The sequence below is a fragment of the Cupriavidus sp. GW821-FHT07C08 genome (assembly GCF_059419025.1).
Genome location: NZ_JBWKQZ010000012.1, coordinates 26,432 through 41,682, shown reverse-complemented (window position 1 = coordinate 41,682; position 15,251 = coordinate 26,432). Strand labels below are relative to the sequence as shown.

Annotated in this window: 14 protein-coding genes; 12 read left to right on the top strand and 2 right to left on the bottom strand. The window is 67.1% G+C overall.

Translation table 11 applies throughout. The features are described 5' to 3' along the window. The 8 genes from AC07UK_RS16810 to AC07UK_RS16775 all read left to right on the top strand — a co-directional run bounded on the left by AC07UK_RS16810 (window position 1) and on the right by AC07UK_RS16775 (window position 7,965). Window positions 1-621 (top strand): methyltransferase domain-containing protein, encoded by a 621-nt coding sequence (locus AC07UK_RS16810; protein WP_494686027.1) that lies wholly within the window; start codon window positions 1-3, stop codon window positions 619-621. A gap of 294 nt (window positions 622-915) precedes the next feature. Then, a complete protein-coding gene (locus AC07UK_RS16805) occupies window positions 916-2,352 on the top strand; it encodes a high affinity choline transporter 1 (protein ID WP_436220812.1) in 1,437 nt (478 codons plus the stop codon). A 164-nt stretch (window positions 2,353-2,516) separates the two neighbouring features. Then, window positions 2,517-2,867: an FmdB family zinc ribbon protein gene (locus tag AC07UK_RS16800; protein WP_436220813.1), complete on the top strand. Its 351-nt coding sequence runs from the start codon at window positions 2,517-2,519 to the stop codon at window positions 2,865-2,867. A 14-nt stretch (window positions 2,868-2,881) separates the two neighbouring features. Then, on the top strand, window positions 2,882-3,595 hold the full coding sequence (locus tag AC07UK_RS16795) for a DUF502 domain-containing protein (protein ID WP_436220814.1): 714 nt from the start codon (window positions 2,882-2,884) through the stop codon (window positions 3,593-3,595). Between the two features lie 66 nt (window positions 3,596-3,661). Continuing rightward, window positions 3,662-5,470: an aspartate--tRNA ligase gene (gene aspS / locus AC07UK_RS16790; RefSeq protein WP_494686026.1), complete on the top strand. Its 1,809-nt coding sequence runs from the start codon at window positions 3,662-3,664 to the stop codon at window positions 5,468-5,470. Between the two features lie 217 nt (window positions 5,471-5,687). Continuing rightward, window positions 5,688-6,599: a membrane protein gene (locus AC07UK_RS16785; protein WP_035822767.1), complete on the top strand. Its 912-nt coding sequence runs from the start codon at window positions 5,688-5,690 to the stop codon at window positions 6,597-6,599. Between the two features lie 98 nt (window positions 6,600-6,697). Then, complete coding sequence (gene nudB / locus AC07UK_RS16780; RefSeq protein WP_494686025.1) at window positions 6,698-7,186, top strand: dihydroneopterin triphosphate diphosphatase; 489 nt, start codon at window positions 6,698-6,700, stop codon at window positions 7,184-7,186. Next, on the top strand, window positions 7,183-7,965 hold the full coding sequence (locus AC07UK_RS16775; RefSeq protein ID WP_013955544.1) for an endonuclease/exonuclease/phosphatase family protein: 783 nt from the start codon (window positions 7,183-7,185) through the stop codon (window positions 7,963-7,965). Before nudB ends, AC07UK_RS16775 begins: the two co-directional genes overlap by 4 nt. A 2-nt stretch (window positions 7,966-7,967) precedes the next feature. Here the strand turns inward: AC07UK_RS16775 and mobB are convergent, their stop codons facing one another. After that, complete coding sequence (gene mobB / locus AC07UK_RS16770) at window positions 7,968-8,483, bottom strand: molybdopterin-guanine dinucleotide biosynthesis protein B (RefSeq protein ID WP_035822773.1); 516 nt, start codon at window positions 8,481-8,483, stop codon at window positions 7,968-7,970. 93 nt (window positions 8,484-8,576) lie between these two features. On the opposite strand from mobB, the gene clsB reads away from it, so the two are divergent. Further along, the gene (gene clsB, locus AC07UK_RS16765) at window positions 8,577-9,920 is read left to right on the top strand and encodes a cardiolipin synthase ClsB (RefSeq protein WP_494686056.1); all 1,344 of its coding nucleotides are present in this window, start codon (window positions 8,577-8,579) and stop codon (window positions 9,918-9,920) included. Here the strand turns inward: clsB and AC07UK_RS16760 are convergent. After that, complete coding sequence (locus tag AC07UK_RS16760; protein ID WP_479943577.1) at window positions 9,914-10,231, bottom strand: hypothetical protein; 318 nt, start codon at window positions 10,229-10,231, stop codon at window positions 9,914-9,916. The genes clsB and AC07UK_RS16760 overlap by 7 nt on opposite strands. Window positions 10,232-10,280: 49 nt before the next feature. Here AC07UK_RS16760 and AC07UK_RS16755 point away from each other — a divergent pair, with 49 nt between their 5' ends. The 3 genes from AC07UK_RS16755 to AC07UK_RS16745 all read left to right on the top strand — a co-directional run bounded on the left by AC07UK_RS16755 (window position 10,281) and on the right by AC07UK_RS16745 (window position 15,235). Next, window positions 10,281-10,871 carry a TetR/AcrR family transcriptional regulator gene (locus AC07UK_RS16755; RefSeq protein ID WP_026201385.1) on the top strand — a complete coding sequence of 197 codons (591 nt, stop codon included), beginning with the start codon at window positions 10,281-10,283 and terminating at the stop codon, window positions 10,869-10,871. A gap of 76 nt (window positions 10,872-10,947) precedes the next feature. Further along, on the top strand, window positions 10,948-12,735 hold the full coding sequence (locus AC07UK_RS16750) for an acyl-CoA dehydrogenase C-terminal domain-containing protein (RefSeq protein ID WP_316152901.1): 1,788 nt from the start codon (window positions 10,948-10,950) through the stop codon (window positions 12,733-12,735). A 76-nt stretch (window positions 12,736-12,811) separates the two neighbouring features. Further along, on the top strand, window positions 12,812-15,235 hold the full coding sequence (locus tag AC07UK_RS16745; protein ID WP_494686024.1) for a 3-hydroxyacyl-CoA dehydrogenase/enoyl-CoA hydratase family protein: 2,424 nt from the start codon (window positions 12,812-12,814) through the stop codon (window positions 15,233-15,235). The last annotated feature ends 16 nt before the right edge of the window (window positions 15,236-15,251 follow it).

Sequence of the window (15,251 nt, the reverse complement as noted above, 5' to 3'; positions counted from 1 at the left end):
ATGAGCGACACCGCCAAGCCTGCGCCGACCTTCGCCACCCGCAACGCCGCCGACCCGGCGTTCTGGGACGAGCGTTTCGAACAGGGCTTCACGCCCTGGGACCAGGGCGGCGTGCCCGAGGAATTCCGGCGGTTCATCGAAGGCCGGGCGCCATGCCCGACCCTGGTACCAGGCTGTGGCAACGGCTGGGAGGCCGCGTGGCTGTTCGAGCGCGGCTGGCCGGTGACGGCAATCGACTTCTCGCCGCAGGCGGTGGCGTCGGCGCGGCGGACGCTGGGGCCGGCAGGGGTGGTGGTGCAGCAGGGCGATTTCTTCGCCTTCACGCCGCAGCCCGCATGCGGGCTGATCTACGAACGGGCCTTCCTGTGCGCGCTGCCGCCGGCGATGCGGGCTGACTATGCCGCCCGGGTCGCGCAACTGCTGCCGCCGGGCGGCCTGCTGGCCGGCTACTTCTACCTGGGCGAAAACCGCGGCGGACCGCCGTTCGCGATGCCGGCTGAGGAGCTGGACGCGCTGCTGGCGCCGGCCTTCGAGCGACTTGAGGACCGGCCCTCGGCCGCGCCGCTGCCGGTGTTCCAGGGACAGGAGCGCTGGCAGGTCTGGCGCCGCCGGTCCGGCTGAAGCAGCCGCCGGCCAGCGCTTGTGGCGCAGGCGATGCTCCGCGTGGCGCATTTGCGCCAGCGGGGAATTTTTTTCGCCCACGATGGTCTGCGTCGCTATAATCCGCGTTTTGATTCGGCTACGACCGCAGCCCCGGCCGCGTTTTCCGCCCAGCGCGAGAACTCCAGGCAGCTCGATATGCGGCCCCGACCGATGAATTGGACTCCGGGCAGATGCGCGCAAGCAAGGTGCACCCATGCGCCGCCCGGCATTCGGTTTCTCGCCACAAGGGCACTTTCTGCATAGGGCAGCGGCATGCTGATCTGGTTCGTCATCATCTACTGGGTAATCTCGGTCGGCATCGGCCTGTGGGCGGCGCTGCGCGTACGCAACACCACCGATTTCGCCGTCGCCGGGCGCAGCCTGCCGTTCTATATCGTCACCGCCACCGTCTTTGCCACCTGGTTCGGCTCCGAGACAGTGCTGGGCATCCCCGCGGTATTCCTGAAGGAAGGCCTGTCGGGCGTCGTTTCCGATCCCTTCGGCTCCTCACTGTGCTTGATCCTGGTAGGCCTGTTCTTCGCCCGGCCGCTGTACCGGATGAACCTGCTGACCATCGGCGACTACTACCACAACCGTTATGGCCGGCTGGCCGAGGTGCTGACCACGCTGTGCATCGTGGTGTCCTACCTGGGCTGGGTCGCGGCGCAGATCAAGGCGCTGGGGCTGGTGTTCTTTACCGTGTCGGACGGCACGGTGTCGCAGGAGGCCGGCATGATGATCGGCGCGGCCAGCGTGCTGGTCTATACGCTGTTTGGCGGGATGTGGTCGGTGGCGATCACCGACTTTATCCAAATGATCATCATCGTCATCGGCATGCTCTATATCGGCTACGAGGTCAGCGGCCAGGCCGGCGGCGTCGCCGCCGTGGTGTCGCATGCGGCCGCGGCCGGCAAGTTCGAGTTCCTGCCGTCGCTGGACCTCATCCAGATCATCGGCTTCGCGGCGGCGCTGTTCACCATGATGCTGGGCTCGATCCCGCAGCAGGACGTGTTCCAGCGGGTAACCTCGTCGCGCACCGAGCACATCGCCGGGCGCGCCTCGGTGCTGGGCGGGGTGCTGTATTTCTGCTTTGCCTTTATCCCGATGTTCCTGGCGTATTCGGCCACGCTGATCGACCCGGACATGGTAGCCAAGTACATCAACGCCGATTCGCAGCTGATCCTGCCGAAACTGATCCTGAACCACGCGCCGATGTTTGCTCAGGTCATGTTCTTCGGCGCGCTGCTGTCGGCCATCAAGAGCTGCGCCTCGGCCACGCTGCTGGCGCCGTCGGTGACGTTTGCCGAGAACATCCTGCGCCCCTATTTCCGCCACCTGGATGACAAGCAGTTCCTGCGTGTGATGCAGGCGGTGGTGCTGGTGTTCACCGCCACCGTGACGCTGTTCGCGCTGAACTCGCACCTGTCGATCTTCCATATGGTCGAAAATGCCTACAAGGTCACGCTGGTGTCGTCGTTCGTGCCGCTGGCCTTCGGCATGTTCTGGAAGCACGCCACCCGCCAGGGCGGGCTGGCGGCGATCCTGCTGGGCCTGTCGTCGTGGCTCACCTGCGAGGTCGCGTTCGCCGGCGCGGTCGTGCCACCGCAGATGGTGGGCCTGGTGTTCTCGATCAGCGGCATGGTGGTCGGTTCACTGCTGCCGCAGTGGATTGCAGATCACGCGCCGGTCAAGGAAGTCCATATCGCCTGACGCCCGGGGGTCTGCAACCCCCTCATTTCCGGCGATCAGGCAGCCCCGGAACGGTTTATAATTCAAGGCTTTGCATCGTCGCGCGGGAATTTCCCGCAGCCGCCATGGCCCGCGGCGATGTCCGCCTTTGTACCGATTCCGAAGTTTTCTCGCGAAATAACACCATGCCGATCTATGCCTACCGTTGCGACGCCTGCGGCCACGGGCGCGATGTGCTGCAGAAAATGAGCGATGCCCCGCTGACGGACTGCCCGTCGTGCGGCGTCGCCGGCTCGTTCAAGAAACAGCTGACTGCTGCTGGTTTCCAGCTCAAGGGCTCGGGCTGGTATGTGACCGACTTCCGCGGCGGCAGCGCCGGAGCCAGCGCGCCTGCTGCCACCGGCGCCGCGGGTGGCGCCGCTGCAGCGGCGGCCAGCGCCCCGGCGGCGGCTGAATCGTCGGCCAGTCCTGCCTCGTCCGCTTCGGCCACGCCCGCGGCAGCCGGCGGCTGCGGCAGCGCCTGCGCCTGCCATTGAGCCGGACCCGTCCCGTGGTTGCCAAGAAGACTTCCGCCCTGAAAACCTGGTTCCTGACCGGGCTGCTGGTGCTGGTGCCGCTGGGCATCACGCTGTGGGTGCTCAGCCTGATCATCGGCACGATGGACCAGAGCCTGGCGCTGCTGCCCGAGGCTTGGCGCCCGGACCGGCTGATGTTCGGCAAGCGCGTGACCGGCCTGGGCGCCATCCTGACGCTGCTGGTCATCCTGCTGGTCGGCCTGCTGGCGCATAACTTCATCGGCCAGCGCCTGGTGCGCTGGTGGGAAGCGCTGCTGGGCCATATCCCGGTGGTGGGCCCGATCTACACCAGCGTCAAGCAGGTCTCGGACACGCTGCTGTCGTCCTCGGGCAATGCCTTCCGCAAGGCGCTGCTGGTGCAGTACCCGCGCGAGGGCTCGTGGACCATCGCCTTCCTGACCGGGCGCCCCGGCGGCGACGTGCAGAACCACCTGCAGGGCGAATACGTCAGCGTCTACGTCCCGACCACGCCGAATCCGACCTCGGGCTTCTTCCTGATGATGCCCAAGGCCGACACCATCGAACTCGACATGACCGTCGACGCCGCGCTCAAGTACATCGTCTCGATGGGCGTGGTGGCACCGGCGGAATTGCCGCGCAAGAACGGCAGCGCCCTCCGGCCGGCAGCCCCGGCCAGTCCGGCCGGCAGGGCCAGCAACGAGGAAACGGTCGAGACGACCGATCCTTAAGCATCCAATCTGATCACGGGCCGCCCGATGCGCTTCGGGCGGCCGCGTTTTACCGGGAATCTCTTTATGTCCTCCATGCGTACTCACTACTGCGGTCTGGTGACCGAACAATTCTCGGGCCAGGAAGTGGCCCTGACCGGCTGGGTCCAGCGCCGCCGCGACCATGGCGGCGTGATCTTCATCGACCTGCGCGACCGCGAAGGCCTGGTGCAGGTGGTGTGCGATCCGGACCGCCCCGAGATGTTCAAGGCCGCCGAAGAGATCCGCAATGAGTTCTGCATCCGCGTCACCGGCAAGGTCCGTCCGCGCCCGGCCGGCACCGAGAACGCCAACCTGACCTCGGGCAAGATCGAGGTGCTGTGCCATGAGCTGACCGTGCTGAACCCGTCGGTCACGCCCCCGTTCCAGCTCGACGACGACAACCTGTCGGAAACCACGCGCCTGACGCACCGCGTGCTGGACCTGCGCCGCCCGCAGATGCAGTACAACCTGCGCCTGCGCTACAAGGTGGCGATGGAAGTGCGCAAGTTCCTGGATGCGCAGGGCTTTATCGACATCGAGACCCCGATGCTGGGCAAGAGCACGCCCGAAGGCGCGCGCGACTACCTGGTGCCGTCGCGGGTGAACCCGGGCCACTTCTTCGCGCTGCCGCAGTCGCCGCAGATCTTCAAGCAGATGCTGATGGTGTCGGGCTTCGACCGCTACTACCAGATCACCAAGTGCTTCCGCGACGAAGACCTGCGCGCCGACCGCCAGCCGGAATTCACGCAGATCGACTGCGAGACCTCGTTCCTGACCGAGCAGGAGATCCGCGACCTGTTCGAGGACATGATGCGCACGGTGTTCAAGAACGCCATCGACGTCGACCTGGACGCCACCTTCCCGGTGATGGAGTACCGCGAGGCCATGGCCCGCTTCGGCTCGGACAAGCCTGACCTGCGCGTCAAGCTGGAATTCACCGAGCTGACCGAGGTGATGAAGGACGTCGACTTCAAGGTGTTCTCGGGTCCCGCCAACAGCGACAACGGCCGCGTGGTCGGCCTGCGCGTGCCGGGCGGCGGTGCGATCTCGCGCGGCGAGATCGACGCCTACACCCAATTCGTCGGCATCTACGGCGCCAAGGGCCTGGCCTGGATCAAGGTCAACGAAGTGGCCAAGGGCCGCGACGGCCTGCAGTCGCCGGTCGTCAAGAACCTGCACGACGCCGCCATTGCCGAGATCCTCAAGCGCACCGGCGCCCAGGACGGCGACATCATCTTCTTCGGCGCCGACAAGGCCAAGGTGGTCAACGACTCGATCGGCGCGCTGCGCCTGAAGGTCGGCCACTCTGATTTCGGCAAGGCCAACGGCCTGTTCGAAGACACCTGGAAGCCGCTGTGGGTGGTCGACTTCCCGATGTTCGAGTACGACGAGGAAGACGCGCGCTGGGTGGCCATGCACCACCCGTTCACCAGCCCCAAGGACGAGCACCTGGAATACCTCGAGACCGACCCGGGCAAGTGCCTGGCCAAGGCCTACGACATGGTGCTGAACGGCTGGGAAATGGGCGGCGGCTCGGTGCGGATCTTCCGTTCGGACATCCAGAGCAAGGTGTTCCGCGCGCTCAACATCAACGACGAGGAAGCCCGTGCCAAGTTCGGCTACCTGCTGGACGCGCTGCAGTACGGCGCGCCCCCGCACGGCGGCCTGGCCTTCGGCCTGGACCGCATCGTCACCATGATGGCCGGCGCCGACTCGATCCGCGACGTGATCGCCTTCCCGAAGACCCAGCGCGCCCAGGACCTGCTGACCCAGGCCCCGAGCTCGGTCGACGAGAAGCAACTGCGCGAGCTGCACATCCGCCTGCGCGCCGCCGAGCCCAAGCTGACGGCCTGAGTCGCCCGAAGCCCGCAAGGAAGCCGCGCAATTGCGCGGCTTTTTTGCTTTATGCGCAACGTCGGGCCGCCTGCGCTGTGAGGCGCGCGGCGCATTGGTTTCGTTTCGATTTGTTACCGATCGGAACGAAGGGCGCCGCGGCGGGGTCTGCTCTTTTTGACACGCAATTTGCCGAGGGGCCTCGCAATGAAGGCTTCCGGCACTCGGGAGGAAATTCGTGACCCTGGATATCGACCTGATCCGCCAGTTCCTGCTGGCCCATGACCAAACCATCCTGACCTGGCTGGTGGCCGGGTTGCTGATGATGCTGCTGGCTCGCTTCGAGCTGCGCCGCGCCGTGCGCCGCTCGGCGCAGGCCATGTCTGAATCGGTGGCCACCACCGTGGCGGCCTGCGTGCCCGACATCGCCCATGCGGTGCAGTCGGCCGCGCCCGCCGCGGCGGCCGAGCCGGTGGAAATGCAGCGCGCCGAAGCGTTGCGCCGGCTGGCGCTGGATACCGTCGGCGTGGTCATGACGCGCGGGCGCTGGCTGGACGAGCTCGGCAACCTGCGCCTGGCCGACGACGCCTTGCTGGCCGGCCAGCGCGCCGACGGCGCCGACCCGCTGCTGGTGGTGGCGCCGCAGCCGGTGGTGCAGGCCTACCTGGATGCGCAGCGCGTGTTCGAGGACGAGGCCGCGCAGGTGCAGGCGCTGCGCCGCGATGCCCAGCGCGTGCAGGAGGCGCTGCAGGCCCTGGACGCCGAGGTTGCCCATATCGAGCAGGAAACCGGCAGCATCGTGCTGCGTTTCGAGCAGGTCAACGCGCAGGCCGCGCAGGGCATGGATGGCGGCGACTACCAGCGCTTCCTGATCCAGAAGTACAACGCGCTGGGACAGCGCGAGAAGGAAATCGCGCTGGAGCGCACGCGGCTGCAGGGCGAGGTCCGGCACCGCGCCGACGCCCTGGCCACGCACGCGCATGGCGCGTCCAAACGCTACCGCCAGGCGCTGGCGCCGCTGATGGACCAGCTGCGTGCCGCCTGGGGCCACGGCGATTCGCCCCAGGTGTTCGACACCTGGCAGCGCACCGCCGCCGACGAGCCATACCTGGCACCCCATGCCACGTATGGCGCGCGCAGCGCCGCCTGAAGGCTGCCGCGGGCAGCCTGGGGCGAGCGCCGCCACGCTTTCGCGTGGCAACGCGGCGCGGCTGCGCTATCCTTGGGTTTGTCCTTTCGCCCAGACCCATGTCCTACAAGATCCCGGAATCCGTGCTGGTGGTGATTTACACGCCAGATCTTCAAGTCTTGCTGCTGGAACGCGCCGATCGCCCGGGGTTCTGGCAGTCCGTGACCGGCAGCCTCGACACCCTGGACGAACCCCTGGCCCTGACCGCCGCGCGTGAAGTGGCCGAGGAAACCGGCATCATCGCCGGCGAGCACCAGCTGACCGACTGGGGCCACACCATCCAGTACGAGATCTACCCGCAGTGGCGCCACCGCTACGCCGAAGGCGTCACGCGCAATACAGAGCACTGGTTCGGGCTGCGTGTGCAAGAGGCGCTGCCGGTGACGCTGGCACCACGCGAACATCTGCAATACCGGTGGCTGCCGTGGGAGCAAGCAGCGCAGCAGTGCTTTTCCAGCAGCAATGCCGAGGCCATCCGCCAGCTGGCCTGGCGCGCGGCCGGGGCTGGCGCTGGCGAGCCGCAGGCGTTGTACGGAGCGCAGCCATGAAGCTGCGCGTGGTCACCTACAACATCCACAAGGGAGTGACCGGCATCTCGCGGCGCCCGCGCATCCAGAACGTACGCGCCGGCCTGCATGCGATGGATGCGGACATTGTCTTCCTGCAGGAAGTGCAGGACCGCAACGACCGGCTGGTGGCCGCGGCGCTGTTCGATCCGGAGCATACGCAGCTCAACTACCTGGCCACCGACGCGTATCCGCACTCGGTCTACGGGCGCAACGCGGTCTATGACTACGGCCATCACGGCAACGCGATCCTGTCGCGCCACCCGATCCTGATGTCCGAGAACCTGGATATTTCCGACCACCGCTTCGAGCAGCGCGGGCTGCTGCATGCGGTGGCGGATGTGCACGGGGTGGAAACGCACCTGATCTGCGTGCATTTCGGCCTGTTCGCGCGCAGCCGCGCGCGCCAGGCCGAGGCGCTGGTGGAGCGCGTGCGCAACGTGGTGCCGGCCGGCATGCCGCTGGTGATTGCCGGTGACTTCAACGACTGGAACCACCGGCTCGATGCGCAGATCTGCAATACGCTGGGCGCGGTCGAGGCCTCGCACGCGCGTGGCGCGCGTCTGCATACCTTCCCCAGCCATATGCCGTGGTGGCAGCTCGACCGCATCTATGTGCGCGGCTATGAGATCGAGCGCGCGCATGCGCTGACCGGCCGCGACTGGGCGCAGCGCTCGGACCACGTGCCGCTGGTGGCGGAACTGGGCCATCCGCAGGGCGAGTTGGCCATGCCCGCGGAGCCCGCCGGCAAGGCCGCCTGAATTCAGCGCGCGCGGTCCGGATAGTCGCGGATGAAGGCGAACACCGCCTGCGGGTCGTTCAGGTCCAGCACCGGCAGCGCGGTCATGGCGGCCACCGCGGCAGGGTCGTCGCTTGCCACCGCCACCACGCCCGGCACCTCGTCCCACAGCGGCGTGCGTCCCAGTGCCGGGCGATATACCTCCAGCTTGGGAAAATCACTGCGCTTGTAGCCTTCCACCAGCACCAGTTCGGTGTCGGCCGGCAGCACGGCGAGCGCATCGTCCAGTTCGGGCGAGGGCACCGCTTCCGGGTAGTGGCGCATCAGCGTCAGGTGGCGCGCGCCGACCAGCACGACATTGGCGCAGCCGGCCTCGCGCATGCGCCAGGAGTCCTTGCCGGGCGTGTCGGGGTCAAAGCCGTGGTGGGTGTGCTTGACGCCGGCCACGCGCAGGCCGGCGGCGACGAAACAGGGGATGAGCTGGTCCAGCAGCGTGGTCTTGCCGCTGCCGGACGATCCGGTAATGCCGAATACCTTCACAATGGGTTCCGTGGGGGGCGTCAGTCGTCGATGGCCCGTCGCTGGCTGCGCGGGCAAGCATCAGTATCGACGATAGCAGAGATGCGCCTGCCAATGTGCGCGCGGCGCCTTGCGCCCGGCAATCTGTCCGATAATCACGGCATGTCACGGATATCCCACTCCGCTCATGCCGACGCCCGCGCGCACGACCCGGCCGCGGCCGGCGACCACGCGCCGCGCCGCCACATGCTGCGCTGGACCTGGCGCCGCGGCAAGCCCACCACCGGCAATGCGGTGCGGCTGCTGCACGGCGGCCAGGACTTCTTCCCCGCGCTGGTCGCCGCCATCGACCAGGCCGCGTTCCAGGTGATGCTGGAAACCTACATCTATGCCGATGACGCGGTCGGCCGCGCGGTCAGCGACGCGCTGATCCGCGCCGCCGCACGCGGCGTGACCGTGCGCGTGACGGTGGACGGATTCGGCGCCGGCGACATGCCCGCCGAGCTGGCTGCGCGGCTGCGCGCCGGCGGCGTGCAACTGCGCGTGTTCCGCATGCTGCGCGGCTTCCGGCTGGCGCGGCGCCACCTGCGCCGGCTGCACCGCAAGCTGGCGGTGATCGACCGGCGCGTGGCCTTCGTCGGCGGCATCAATATCATCGACGACCATAACCACGGCCCGTTCGAAGGCGCCAACCTGGGGCCGCGCTATGACTTCGCGGTGCAGGTCAGCGGCCCGCTGGTGGACGGCATCGCGCTGTCCGCCGAGCGGCTCTGGTGGCGCTTGTCGCTGCGCGATATGCACGGCGCCGAACGCGCCGCCGCGGTGGCCGACTATCCGCTGGCCACCGACCTGCCGCCGCGCGCGGAAGCCGCGGGCGGCGTACGCGCCGCGCTGCTGCTGCGCGACAACCTGCGCAACCGCCGCACCATCGAGCGCGAATACCTGCGCGCGCTGGGCGCCGCGCGCCACGACGTGATCCTGGCCAACGCCTACTTCCTGCCTGGCCACAAGATGCGGCGCGCGCTGCTGGCCTGCCGCGCGCGCGGCGTGCGCGTGCGGCTGCTGCTGCAGGGCCGGGTCGAATACCGGCTGCAGCACTACGCCACCCATGCGCTGTATGCCTCGCTGCTGGAGGCCGGCGTCGAGATCTACGAGTATGCCGAGAGCTTCCTGCACGCCAAGGTGGGCGTGGTGGACGAGGCCTGGGCCACGGTCGGGTCGAGCAATATGGACCCGTTCAGCCTGTTGCTTGCGCGCGAAGCCAACGTCGCCGTTTATGATGCGGCCTTCGCCGCTGAACTGCGTACCGCACTGGAATTCGCCATTGCGCACCGCAGCGTGCGCGTGATGCCGGAGGTGCATGCGCGCCGCTCGCCGCTGCACCGGCTGGCCAACTGGGCGGCCTATATGCTGCTGCGCCTCGGTGTCATCATTGCCGGTGTCACAGGGCGCTACTGAACGGCAGCCGCGAGCGCGGTGCGCGTTTGCTGCTCTGCGGCAGGGCGCTGGCGACAACCGGTTGCCGTGCAAGCCATGCCCGACATGACGGGCATGCTGCATTGCAGTCCGTTTAGAAACAGCGGTCTAATTAAAAGCTTGATGGTCGGCTGCTGCGCCAGAATAATCTGAACGACCGTTCTTTTTTGGCTTAGACTGCGTGCATTCGCGGTATGCACCGGCAAATCCGCCGGTTCGGCCGCAAGCAGAAATGCAACGTCAGGGTCATACGCGATGCCGCAGCAGGGCATCGCAGAACGGAGAAAAAACATGCGACACCAGTCAGCCCGTCTCGAATCCGCCGCCGCCTCCCCCGCGCCAATGCGCAAGGGTGAAATGACGCGCGTGGCAATTCTGGATGCCGCACTGGAATTGTCGTCCCGCGACGGGCTCGAAGGTCTGACCATCGGGCTGCTCGCGGAACGCATGCAGATGAGCAAGAGCGGTGTCTTCGCGCATTTCGGTTCGCGCGAAGACCTGCAGGTAGAGGTGGTGCGGGAGTATCACCGCCGGTTCGAGCAGGAGGTGTTCTATCCCTCGCTGCAGGAGCCGCGCGGCCTGCCCCGGCTGTGGTCGATGGTGCGGCGCTGGATGGAAAAGCGCATCCAGGAAGTGACGACTGGATGCATCTACATCAGCGGCGCCGTGGAGTACGACGACCGTGCCGGCAGCCTGGTGCGTGACGAGCTGGTCAAGAGCGTCACCATCTGGCGGGCAGCGCTCACGCGCGCCATCAACCAGGCGCGGGAGGAAGGGCACCTGCGCGCGGACTGCGATCCGCGCCTGATGCTGTTCGAGATGTACAGCCTTGAACTAGGCTTGCATCATGACGCCCGTTTCCTGCGCCTGCCTGACAGTGCCGAGCTTGCCATGGTCGCGCTCAACAAGCTGATTCAGTCTTACCGTACCTGAGGTCGCCCCGGTCGGACCGTATCGCGCAAGCGGGACGGGCGGCGTGGCGGCATCGCACAACTCCAAGGAGTCTCAGATGGGCCAGTACACCGCACCGTTGCGCGACATGCAGTTCGTGCTCCATGAACTGCTCGGCGCCGAAGCCGAACTCAAGGCGATGCCGCCGCACGCGGACATCGACGCGGACACCATCAACCAGGTCATCGAGGAAGCCGGCAAGTTCTGCTCGGACGTCGTGTTCCCGCTCAACCAGGTGGGCGACCGCGAGGGCTGCACCTACGTCGGCGACGGCGTGGTCAAGGCCCCCACCGGCTTCAAGGAAGCCTACCAGCAGTACGTCGAAGCCGGCTGGCCGGCGCTGGCGTGCGATCCCGAATTCGGCGGCCAGGGCCTGCCGATCGTGATCAACAATGTGGTCTATGAGATGCTGAACTCGGCCGGCCAGGCCTGGACCATGTACCCGGGCCTCTCGCACGGCGCGTACGAGGCGCTGCACGCGCACGGCACGCCCGAACTGCAGCAGACCTACCTGCCCAAGCTGGTCTCCGGCGTATGGACCGGCACCATGTGCCTGACCGAGCCGCACTGCGGCACCGACCTCGGCATCCTCCGTTCCAAGGCAGAGCCGCAGGCCGACGGTTCGTACCTGATCTCGGGCACCAAGATCTTCATTTCGGCCGGCGAGCACGACATGGCCGAGAACATCATCCACCTGGTGCTGGCACGCCTGCCGGACGCGCCGGGCGGCACCAAGGGCATCTCGCTGTTCGTGGTGCCCAAGTTCATCCCCGATGCCAACGGCAACCCGGGCGAGCGCAACGGCATCAAGTGCGGCTCGATCGAGCACAAGATGGGCATCCACGGCAACGCCACCTGCGTGATGAACCTGGACGGCGCCCGCGGCTGGATGGTGGGCGAGCCCAACAAGGGCCTGAACGCCATGTTCGTGATGATGAACGCCGCCCGCCTGGGCGTTGGCGCGCAGGGCCTGGGCCTGACCGAAGTGGCGTACCAGAACTCGCTGGCCTACGCCAAGGACCGCCTGCAGATGCGCGCGCTGACCGGCCCGAAGGCGCCGGACAAGCCCGCCGACCCGATCATCGTGCACCCGGACGTGCGCCGCATGCTGCTGACGCAGAAGGCCTACGCCGAAGGCGGCCGCGCCTTCAGCTACTGGACCGCGCTGCAGATCGACCGCGAGCTGTCGCACCCTGACGAAGCCGTGCGCAAGCAGGCCGGCGACCTGGTCGCGCTGCTGACGCCGGTGATCAAGGCCTTCCTGACCGACAACGCTTTCACATCCACCAACGAGGGCATGCAGGTGTTCGGCGGTCACGGCTATATCGCCGAGTGGGGCATGGAGCAGTATGTGCGCGATGCGCGCATCAACATGATCTACGAAGGCACCAACACCATCCAGGCGCTGGACCTGCTGGGCCGCAAGATCCTGGGCGACATGGGCGCCAGGATGAAGGCCTTCGGCAAGATCGTGCAGGAATTCGTGGAGGCCGAAGGCACCAACGAAGCCATGCAGGAGTTCATCAACCCGCTCGCCGACATTGGCGACAAGGTGCAGAAGCTCACCATGGAAATCGGCATGAAGGCGATGGGCAATGCCGATGAGGTGGGTGCCGCCGCGGTGCCGTACCTGCGCGTGGTGGGCCACCTGGTGTTCTCGTACTTCTGGGCCCGCATGGCCAAGATCGCGCTGGAGAAGGAAGCCAGCGGCGACAAGTTCTACACCGCCAAGCTGGCCACGGCACGCTTCTACTTTGCCAAGCTGCTGCCGGAAACCGCCGCCGAGATCCGCAAGGCGCGCGCCGGTTCGGCCACGCTGATGGCGCTGGACGCAGACCTGTTCTGAGTCGACTCTACCCGTCGTTCCTGGCCGGGAACGACGGCTTCGCATCTGTCTAACGCTCACTAATCCAGGAGCGAGCATGTCCAATTTCATCGTCAAGAAAGTCGCCGTGCTGGGTGCCGGCGTCATGGGGGCGCAGATCGCCGCCCACCTGATCAATGCGCGCGTGCCCGTGGTGCTGTTCGACCTTCCCGCCAAGGAAGGCCCCAAGAACGGCATCGCGCTGCGCGCCATCGAGAACCTGAAGAAGCTCTCGCCCGCGCCGCTGGGCATCAAGGAAGAGGCTGGCCTGATCCAGGCGGCCAACTACGAGGACGACATCGCGCTGCTCAAGGAATGCGACCTGGTGATCGAGGCGATCGCCGAGCGCATGGACTGGAAGCATGACCTGTACAAGAAGGTCGCGCCGCACCTGGCCTCGCACGCGATCTTCGCGACCAACACCTCGGGCCTGTCGATCACCGCGCTGTCCGACGGGTTTGATGCGGACCTGAAGTCGCGCTTCTGCGGCGTGCACTTCTTCAACCCGCCGCGCTACATGCACCTGGTCGAACTGATCCCGACCGCGACCACGCAGCCGCAGATCCTCGATCAGCTGGAAGCGTTCCTGACCACCACGCTCGGCAAGGGCGTGGTGCGCGCCAAGGACACGCCCAACTTCATCGCCAACCGCGTCGGCATCTTCTCGATCCTGGCTGTGTTTGCCGAAGCTGAGAAGTTCGGCATCCCGTTCGACGTGGTCGATGACCTGACCGGCTCCAAGCTGGGCCGCGCCAAGTCCGCCACCTTCCGCACCGCGGACGTGGTCGGCCTGGACACCATGGCGCACGTGATCAAGACCATGCAGGACACCCTGCACGACGACCCGTTCGCGCCGGTGTACAAGACCCCGGCCGTGCTCAAGGGCCTGGTCGACGCGGGCGCGCTGGGCCAGAAGACCGGCGCCGGCTTCTACAAGAAGGAAGGCAAGGCCATCAAGGTGCTCGACGCCAGGACCGGCCAGTATGTCGATGCCGGCAAGAAGGCCGACGAGATCGTGGTGCGCATGCTGAAGAAGGATGCGGCCGAGCGCATCAAGCTGCTGCGCGAGTCGACCAACCCGCAGGCGCAGTTCCTGTGGGCGGTGTTCCGCGACGTGTTCCACTACATCGCCGTGTACCTGGAGCAGATCGCCGGTTCCGCCGCCGACATCGACCTGGCGATCCGCTGGGGCTTCGGCTGGAACTCGGGTCCGTTCGAAGACTGGCAGTCGGCCGGCTGGAAGCAGGTGGCCGAGTGGGTCAAGGAAGACGTGGAAGCCGGCAAGGCGCTGTCGGCCGCGCCGCTGCCGGCATGGGTATTCGAGGGCCCGGTGGCAGAGAACCAGGGCGTGCATGCCGCCGCCGGTTCGTGGTCGCCGGCGACGCAGTCATTCGTCGCGCGCAGCACGCTGCCGGTGTACCAGCGCCAGGCATTCCGTGCCGCGATCAAGGGCACTGCCGCGGCCGATCCGCGCAAGGCCGGCCGCACCGTCGAAGAGAACGACGCCGTGCGCATCTGGGTGAGCGAAGGCCAGGACGACGTGCTGGTGGTCTCGTTCAAGAGCAAGATGAACACCATCGGGCCGGACGTGATCGACGGCCTGACCCGCGCCATCGACCAGGCCGAAGCCGGTTACAAGGGCCTGGTGGTGTGGCAGCCGACCTCGCTGCAGCTGGGCGCGCCGGGCGGCCCGTTCTCTGCCGGCGCCAACCTGGAAGCGGCCATGCCCGCCTTCATGATGGGCGGCGCCAAGGGCATCGAGCCGTTCGTGAAGAAGTTCCAGGACGGCATGATGCGCGTGAAATACGCCTCGGTGCCGGTGGTCTCCGCGGCTTCCGGCATTGCGCTGGGCGGCGGCTGCGAGCTGATGCTGCATTCGGCTTCGCGCGTAGCCGCGCTGGAGACGTATATCGGCCTGGTCGAAGTGGGCGTGGGCCTGGTGCCGGCCGGCGGCGGCCTGAAGGAAGCCGCGCTGGCAGCCGCGCGCGCGGCGCAGGCCGCGGGCAGCACCAACATCCTGCAGTTCCTGACCAGCCGCTTCCAGAGCGCGGCCATGGCCAAGGTCTCGGCCTCGGCGCTGGAAGCGCGCCAGATGGGCTATCTGCAGCCGTCCGACAAGATTGTCTTCAACGTGCATGAGCTGCTCTACGTGGCGCAGAACGAAGTGCGCGCGCTGGCCAATGCCGGCTACCGCGCGCCGCTGCCGACGCTGGTCCCGGTGGCCGGCCGCTCGGGCGTTGCCACCATCAAGGCATCGCTGGTCAATATGCGCGACGGCGGCTTTATCTCCGCACACGACTTCCTGATCGCCAGCCGCATTGCCGAAGCGGTGTGCGGCGGCGACGTCGAGGCCGGCTCGCTGGTGAGCGAGGACTGGCTGCTGGCGCTGGAGCGCAAGGCCTTTGTCGACCTGCTCGGCACCAGCAAGACGCAGGAGCGCATCATGGGCATGCTGCAGACCGGCAAGCCGGTGCGTAACTAACAGGGCAAGCGAGGAA

Excerpts from the sequence above, each read along its gene's own strand:
- nudB (WP_494686025.1), top strand. The coding sequence starts at position 6,698 with ATGTCCTACAAGATCCCGGAATCCGTGCTGGTGGTGATTTACACGCCA.
- AC07UK_RS16810 (WP_494686027.1), top strand. The coding sequence starts at position 1 with ATGAGCGACACCGCCAAGCCTGCGCCGACCTTCGCCACCCGCAACGCC.
- aspS (WP_494686026.1), top strand. The coding sequence starts at position 3,662 with ATGTCCTCCATGCGTACTCACTACTGCGGTCTGGTGACCGAACAATTC.
- AC07UK_RS16805 (WP_436220812.1), top strand. The coding sequence starts at position 916 with ATGCTGATCTGGTTCGTCATCATCTACTGGGTAATCTCGGTCGGCATC.
- clsB (WP_494686056.1), top strand. The coding sequence starts at position 8,577 with ATGTGCGCGCGGCGCCTTGCGCCCGGCAATCTGTCCGATAATCACGGC.
- AC07UK_RS16750 (WP_316152901.1), top strand. The coding sequence starts at position 10,948 with ATGGGCCAGTACACCGCACCGTTGCGCGACATGCAGTTCGTGCTCCAT.
- AC07UK_RS16755 (WP_026201385.1), top strand. The coding sequence starts at position 10,281 with ATGCGCAAGGGTGAAATGACGCGCGTGGCAATTCTGGATGCCGCACTG.
- AC07UK_RS16800 (WP_436220813.1), top strand. The coding sequence starts at position 2,517 with ATGCCGATCTATGCCTACCGTTGCGACGCCTGCGGCCACGGGCGCGAT.
- AC07UK_RS16775 (WP_013955544.1), top strand. The coding sequence starts at position 7,183 with ATGAAGCTGCGCGTGGTCACCTACAACATCCACAAGGGAGTGACCGGC.
- AC07UK_RS16760 (WP_479943577.1), bottom strand. The coding sequence starts at position 10,231 with ATGTTTTTTCTCCGTTCTGCGATGCCCTGCTGCGGCATCGCGTATGAC.
- AC07UK_RS16745 (WP_494686024.1), top strand. The coding sequence starts at position 12,812 with ATGTCCAATTTCATCGTCAAGAAAGTCGCCGTGCTGGGTGCCGGCGTC.